The organism is Nocardia sp. NPDC059228 (genome assembly GCF_042754245.1).
Taxonomy (GTDB): Bacteria; Actinomycetota; Actinomycetes; order Mycobacteriales; family Mycobacteriaceae; genus Nocardia.
The window spans coordinates 1-5,719 of record NZ_JBHZAL010000081.1 but is presented as its reverse complement, the minus strand read 5'-3'; the positions used below and the strand labels follow the sequence as shown (position 1 = coordinate 5,719).

General features: G+C 59.3%; 1 protein-coding gene and 3 rRNA genes. 3 read left to right on the top strand and 1 reads right to left on the bottom strand.

All coding sequences use genetic code 11. The features are described 5' to 3' along the window. From ACFXKA_RS42420 to rrf, 3 genes are all read left to right on the top strand, one after another. A 16S ribosomal RNA gene (locus tag ACFXKA_RS42420) occupies positions 1-1,249 on the top strand; the annotation flags it as partial. 290 nt (positions 1,250-1,539) lie between these two features. After that, positions 1,540-4,662: ribosomal RNA gene (locus ACFXKA_RS42415) — 23S ribosomal RNA — on the top strand. Positions 4,663-4,738: 76 nt separating this feature from the next. Next, positions 4,739-4,855: ribosomal RNA gene (gene rrf / locus ACFXKA_RS42410) — 5S ribosomal RNA — on the top strand. Between the two features lie 60 nt (positions 4,856-4,915). Here rrf and ACFXKA_RS42405 read toward each other — a convergent pair. After that, on the bottom strand, positions 4,916-5,542 hold the full coding sequence (locus ACFXKA_RS42405; RefSeq protein WP_379431818.1) for a response regulator: 627 nt from the start codon (positions 5,540-5,542) through the stop codon (positions 4,916-4,918). Positions 5,543-5,719 lie beyond the last annotated feature (177 nt).

The window sequence follows — 5,719 nt, the reverse complement described above, 5'->3', positions numbered from 1 at the left end:
GTAGCCGGCCTGAGAGGGCGACCGGCCACACTGGGACTGAGACACGGCCCAGACTCCTACGGGAGGCAGCAGTGGGGAATATTGCACAATGGGCGAAAGCCTGATGCAGCGACGCCGCGTGAGGGATGACGGCCTTCGGGTTGTAAACCTCTTTCAGCAGGGAAGAAGCGAAAGTGACGGTACCTGCAGAAGAAGCGCCGGCTAACTACGTGCCAGCAGCCGCGGTAATACGTAGGGCGCAAGCGTTGTCCGGAATTATTGGGCGTAAAGAGCTCGTAGGCGGTTTGTCACGTCGGGTGTGAAAGCCCGGGGCTTAACCCCGGGTCTGCATTCGATACGGGCAGACTAGAGTGTGGTAGGGGAGATCGGAATTCCTGGTGTAGCGGTGAAATGCGCAGATATCAGGAGGAACACCGGTGGCGAAGGCGGATCTCTGGGCCATTACTGACGCTGAGGAGCGAAAGCGTGGGGAGCGAACAGGATTAGATACCCTGGTAGTCCACGCCGTAAACGTTGGGAACTAGGTGTTGGCGACATTCCACGTCGTCGGTGCCGCAGCTAACGCATTAAGTTCCCCGCCTGGGGAGTACGGCCGCAAGGCTAAAACTCAAAGGAATTGACGGGGGCCCGCACAAGCAGCGGAGCATGTGGCTTAATTCGACGCAACGCGAAGAACCTTACCAAGGCTTGACATACACCGGAAAGCATCAGAGATGGTGCCCCCCTTGTGGTCGGTGTACAGGTGGTGCATGGCTGTCGTCAGCTCGTGTCGTGAGATGTTGGGTTAAGTCCCGCAACGAGCGCAACCCTTGTTCTGTGTTGCCAGCATGCCCTTCGGGGTGATGGGGACTCACAGGAGACTGCCGGGGTCAACTCGGAGGAAGGTGGGGACGACGTCAAGTCATCATGCCCCTTATGTCTTGGGCTGCACACGTGCTACAATGGCCGGTACAATGAGCTGCGATGCCGCGAGGCGGAGCGAATCTCAAAAAGCCGGTCTCAGTTCGGATTGGGGTCTGCAACTCGACCCCATGAAGTCGGAGTTGCTAGTAATCGCAGATCAGCATTGCTGCGGTGAATACGTTCCCGGGCCTTGTACACACCGCCCGTCACGTCACGAAAGTCGGTAACACCCGAAGCCGGTGGCCCAACCCCTTGTGGGAGGGAGCTGTCGAAGGTGGGACTGGCGATTGGGACGAAGTCGTAACAAGGTAGCCGTACCGGAAGGTGCGGCTGGATCACCTCCTTTCTAAGGAGCGCATAGCCGACTGCAGGCAAATGTCCTGCACGGTTGCTCATGGGTGGAACGTTGACTATTCGGCACAGTGAGCCGGTTGTTCTCTGCGAGTACTGCCCCTTCGGGGGTGTGGAAAGTGAGGACGGCGGGTTGGCTGTGCCGGGCGCGCTGTTGGGTGTCTGAGGGTACGGGCAGTTACTGCTTGTGTCTTCGGGATGCCGGCCCCGGTGAACTCACCTTGTGGTGGGGTGGCGGGTGGCTGGTCGTTGTTTGAGAACTGCACAGTGGACGCGAGCATCTGTGGCCAAGTTTTTAAGGGCGCACGGTGGATGCCTTGGCACCAGGAACCGATGAAGGACGTGGGAGGCCACGATAGTCCCCGGGGAGCTGTCAACCAAGCTTTGATCCGGGGGTTTCCGAATGGGGAAACCCGGCAGTCGTCATGGGCTGTCACCCGCTGCTGAACACATAGGCAGTGTGGAGGGAACGAGGGGAAGTGAAACATCTCAGTACCCTCAGGAAGAGAAAACAACCGTGATTCCGGGAGTAGTGGCGAGCGAAACCGGATGAGGCCAAACCGTATGTGTGTGATACCCGGCAGGGGTTGCGCATGCGGGGTTGTGGGATCTCTTTTCTGTCGTCTGCCGGCGACAGGACGAGTCAGAAACCGTTGGTGTAGGCGAAGGACATGCGAAAGGTCCGGCGTAGAGGGTAAGACCCCCGTAGCTGAAACATCAACGGCTCGTTTGAGAGACACCCAAGTAGCACGGGGCCCGAGAAATCCCGTGTGAATCTGGCGGGACCACCCGCTAAGCCTAAATATTCCCTGGTGACCGATAGCGGATAGTACCGTGAGGGAATGGTGAAAAGTACCGCGGGAGCGGAGTGAAATAGTACCTGAAACCGTGTGCCTACAAGCCGTGGGAGCGTCGCGCAAGGAACTTGTTCCTTGCGTCGTGACTGCGTGCCTTTTGAAGAATGAGCCTGCGAGTTTGCGGTGTGTTGCGAGGTTAACCCGTGTGGGGAAGCCGTAGCGAAAGCGAGTCCGAACAGGGCGATATAGTAGCGCGCTCAAGACCCGAAGCGGAGTGATCTAGCCATGGGCAGGTTGAAGCGGCTGTAAGAGGTCGTGGAGGACCGAACCCACCAGGGTTGAAAACCTGGGGGATGACCTGTGGTTAGGGGTGAAAGGCCAATCAAACTCCGTGATAGCTGGTTCTCCCCGAAATGCATTTAGGTGCAGCGTCGTGTGTTTCTTGCCGGAGGTAGAGCACTGGATAGGCGATGGGCCCTACCGGGTTACTGACCTTAGCCAAACTCCGAATGCCGGTAAGTGAGAGCGCGGCAGTGAGACTGTGGGGGATAAGCTCCATGGTCGAGAGGGAAACAGCCCAGAGCATCGACTAAGGCCCCTAAGCGTACGCTAAGTGGGAAAGGATGTGGAGTCGCAGAGACAACCAGGAGGTTGGCTTAGAAGCAGCCACCCTTGAAAGAGTGCGTAATAGCTCACTGGTCAAGTGATTCCGCGCCGACAATGTAGCGGGGCTCAAGCGTACCGCCGAAGTCGTGTCATTCCAGCATGAGGGCCAACGCCCGCTGGGATGGGTAGGGGAGCGTCGTGTGCCGGGTGAAGCCTCCGCGGAAGCGAGGGGTGGACGGTTCACGAGTGAGAATGCAGGCATGAGTAGCGATACACACGTGGGAAACGTGTGCGCCGATTGACTAAGGGTTCCTGGGTCAAGCTGATCTGCCCAGGGTAAGTCGGGACCTAAGGCGAGGCCGACAGGCGTAGTCGATGGACAACCGGTTGATATTCCGGTACCCGCTTTGAAACGCCCAGTATCGAATCAGGCGATGCTAAGACCGTGAAGCCGTCCTGGAGCCTTCGGGCGAAGGGGAGTGGTGGAGCCGTCGAACCAGACTTGTAGTAGGTAAGCGATGGGGTGACGCAGGAAGGTAGTCCAGCCCGGGCGGTGGTTGTCCCGGGGTAAGGGTGTAGGACGCACGGTAGGCAAATCCGTCGTGCACATAGTCTGAGACCTGATGCCGAGCCGATTGTGGTGAAGTGGATGATCCTATGCTGTCGAGAAAAGCCTCTAGCGAGTTTCATGGCGGCCCGTACCCTAAACCGACTCAGGTAGTCAGGTAGAGAATACCGAGGCGTTCGGGTGAACTATGGTTAAGGAACTCGGCAAAATGCCCCCGTAACTTCGGGAGAAGGGGGGCCATTTCTGGTGATGAGTCTTGCACTCTGAGCTGGGGGTGGCCGCAGAGACCAGCGAGAAGCGACTGTTTACTAAAAACACAGGTCCGTGCGAAGCCGTAAGGCGATGTATACGGACTGACGCCTGCCCGGTGCTGGAACGTTAAGGGGACCGGTTAGTCACATTTCGGTGTGGCGAAGCTGAGAACTTAAGCGCCAGTAAACGGCGGTGGTAACTATAACCATCCTAAGGTAGCGAAATTCCTTGTCGGGTAAGTTCCGACCTGCACGAATGGCGTAACGACTTCTCGACTGTCTCAACCATAGGCCCGGTGAAATTGCACTACGAGTAAAGATGCTCGTTTCGCGCAGCAGGACGGAAAGACCCCGGGACCTTTACTACAGTTTGATATTGGTGTTCGGTTCGGCTTGTGTAGGATAGGTGGGAGACTGTGAAGCTTGGACGCCAGTTCAGGTGGAGTCGTCGTTGAAATACCACTCTGGTCGTGCTGGATGTCTAACCTGGGTCCGTGATCCGGATCAGGGACAGTGTCTGATGGGTAGTTTAACTGGGGCGGTTGCCTCCTAAAGAGTAACGGAGGCGCCCAAAGGTTCCCTCAGCCTGGTTGGTAATCAGGTGTTGAGTGTAAGTGCACAAGGGAGCTTGACTGTGAGACCGACGGGTCGAGCAGGGACGAAAGTCGGGACTAGTGATCCGGCGGTGGCTTGTGGAAGCGCCGTCGCTCAACGGATAAAAGGTACCCCGGGGATAACAGGCTGATCTTCCCCAAGAGTCCATATCGACGGGATGGTTTGGCACCTCGATGTCGGCTCGTCGCATCCTGGGGCTGGAGTCGGTCCCAAGGGTTGGGCTGTTCGCCCATTAAAGCGGTACGCGAGCTGGGTTTAGAACGTCGTGAGACAGTTCGGTCCCTATCCGCTGCGCGCGCAGGAGTCTTGAGAAGGGCTGTCCCTAGTACGAGAGGACCGGGACGGACGAACCTCTGGTGTGCCAGTTGTCCTGCCAAGGGCATGGCTGGTTGGCTACGTTCGGGAGGGATAACCGCTGAAAGCATCTAAGCGGGAAGCCTGCTTCGAGATGAGGACTCCCACCCACTTGATGGGGTAAGGCTCCCAGTAGACGACTGGGTTGATAGGCCGGATATGGAAGCACTGTGAGGGGTGGAGCTGACCGGTACTAATAGGCCGAGGGCTTGTCCTCAGTTGCTCGCGTCCACTGTGTTAGTTCTGAAATAACGAACGGCTGTGAATACACCAGCGTTCAAATTTCATAGTGTTTCGGTGGTCATTGCGTTAGGGAAACGCCCGGTTACATTCCGAACCCGGAAGCTAAGCCTTTCAGCGCCGATGGTACTGCAGGGGGGACCCTGTGGGAGAGTAGGACGCCGCCGAACAATCATTGTGGGAAAGCCCCGCACCTTCTGGTGCGGGGCTTTTCTGCGTTCAGAGCCCTTTCACGACGTGCGGACCAGCTTCGCCTCGTACGCCAGGATCACCGCCTGGACGCGGTCGCGTGAGCCTGTCTTCGCGAGTACGCGGCCCACGTGCGTCTTCACCGTCGATTCCGCGAGGTGGAATCGGGAGGCGATCTCGGCGTTCGTCCAGCCCTGGCCGATGACGGTGAGGATCTCCCGTTCCCGTTCGGTGAGCAGCGCGATGCCGGGGTGGGGTTCCGCGGGCGTCGTCGTGCGTTCGGCTGTGTCCGCGGTCGGGAGGCGGTGTGCGTACGCGTCCAGGAGCCGGCGGGTGAGGCTCGGTGCCACCACCGCGTCGCCGCTCGCGACCGCGCGGATGCCGGACAGCAGCTCCTCGGGGAGCGCGTCCTTGACGAGGAAGCCGCTGGCGCCGGCCCGGAGGCCCGCGTACGCGTACTCGTCCAGGTCGAAGGTGGTCAGGATGAGCACCCTTGTACGGCTGCCGGCCGCGACGATACGGCGGGTCGCCTCGATGCCGTCCAGGCCCGGCATACGGACGTCCATCAGTACGACATCCGGGTGAAGTTGAGCGATCAGACGGACGGCTTCGGCGCCGCCGCCCGCCTCGCCCACCAGGGTCATGTCGTCCTGGCTCTCCAGCAGCATCCGGAAGCCCAGGCGTTGCAAGGGCTGGTCGTCGGCGATCAGTACGGTCGTCACAGCCGCTGGTCCTCGTCGTTCGGCAGATGCAGATGGACTCGCCAGCCGCCGTCGGGCGGCGGCAGCGGTCCGACGTCAAGTGTGCCCGCGTACAGGGCGGTTCGTTCTCGCATACCGGTGATG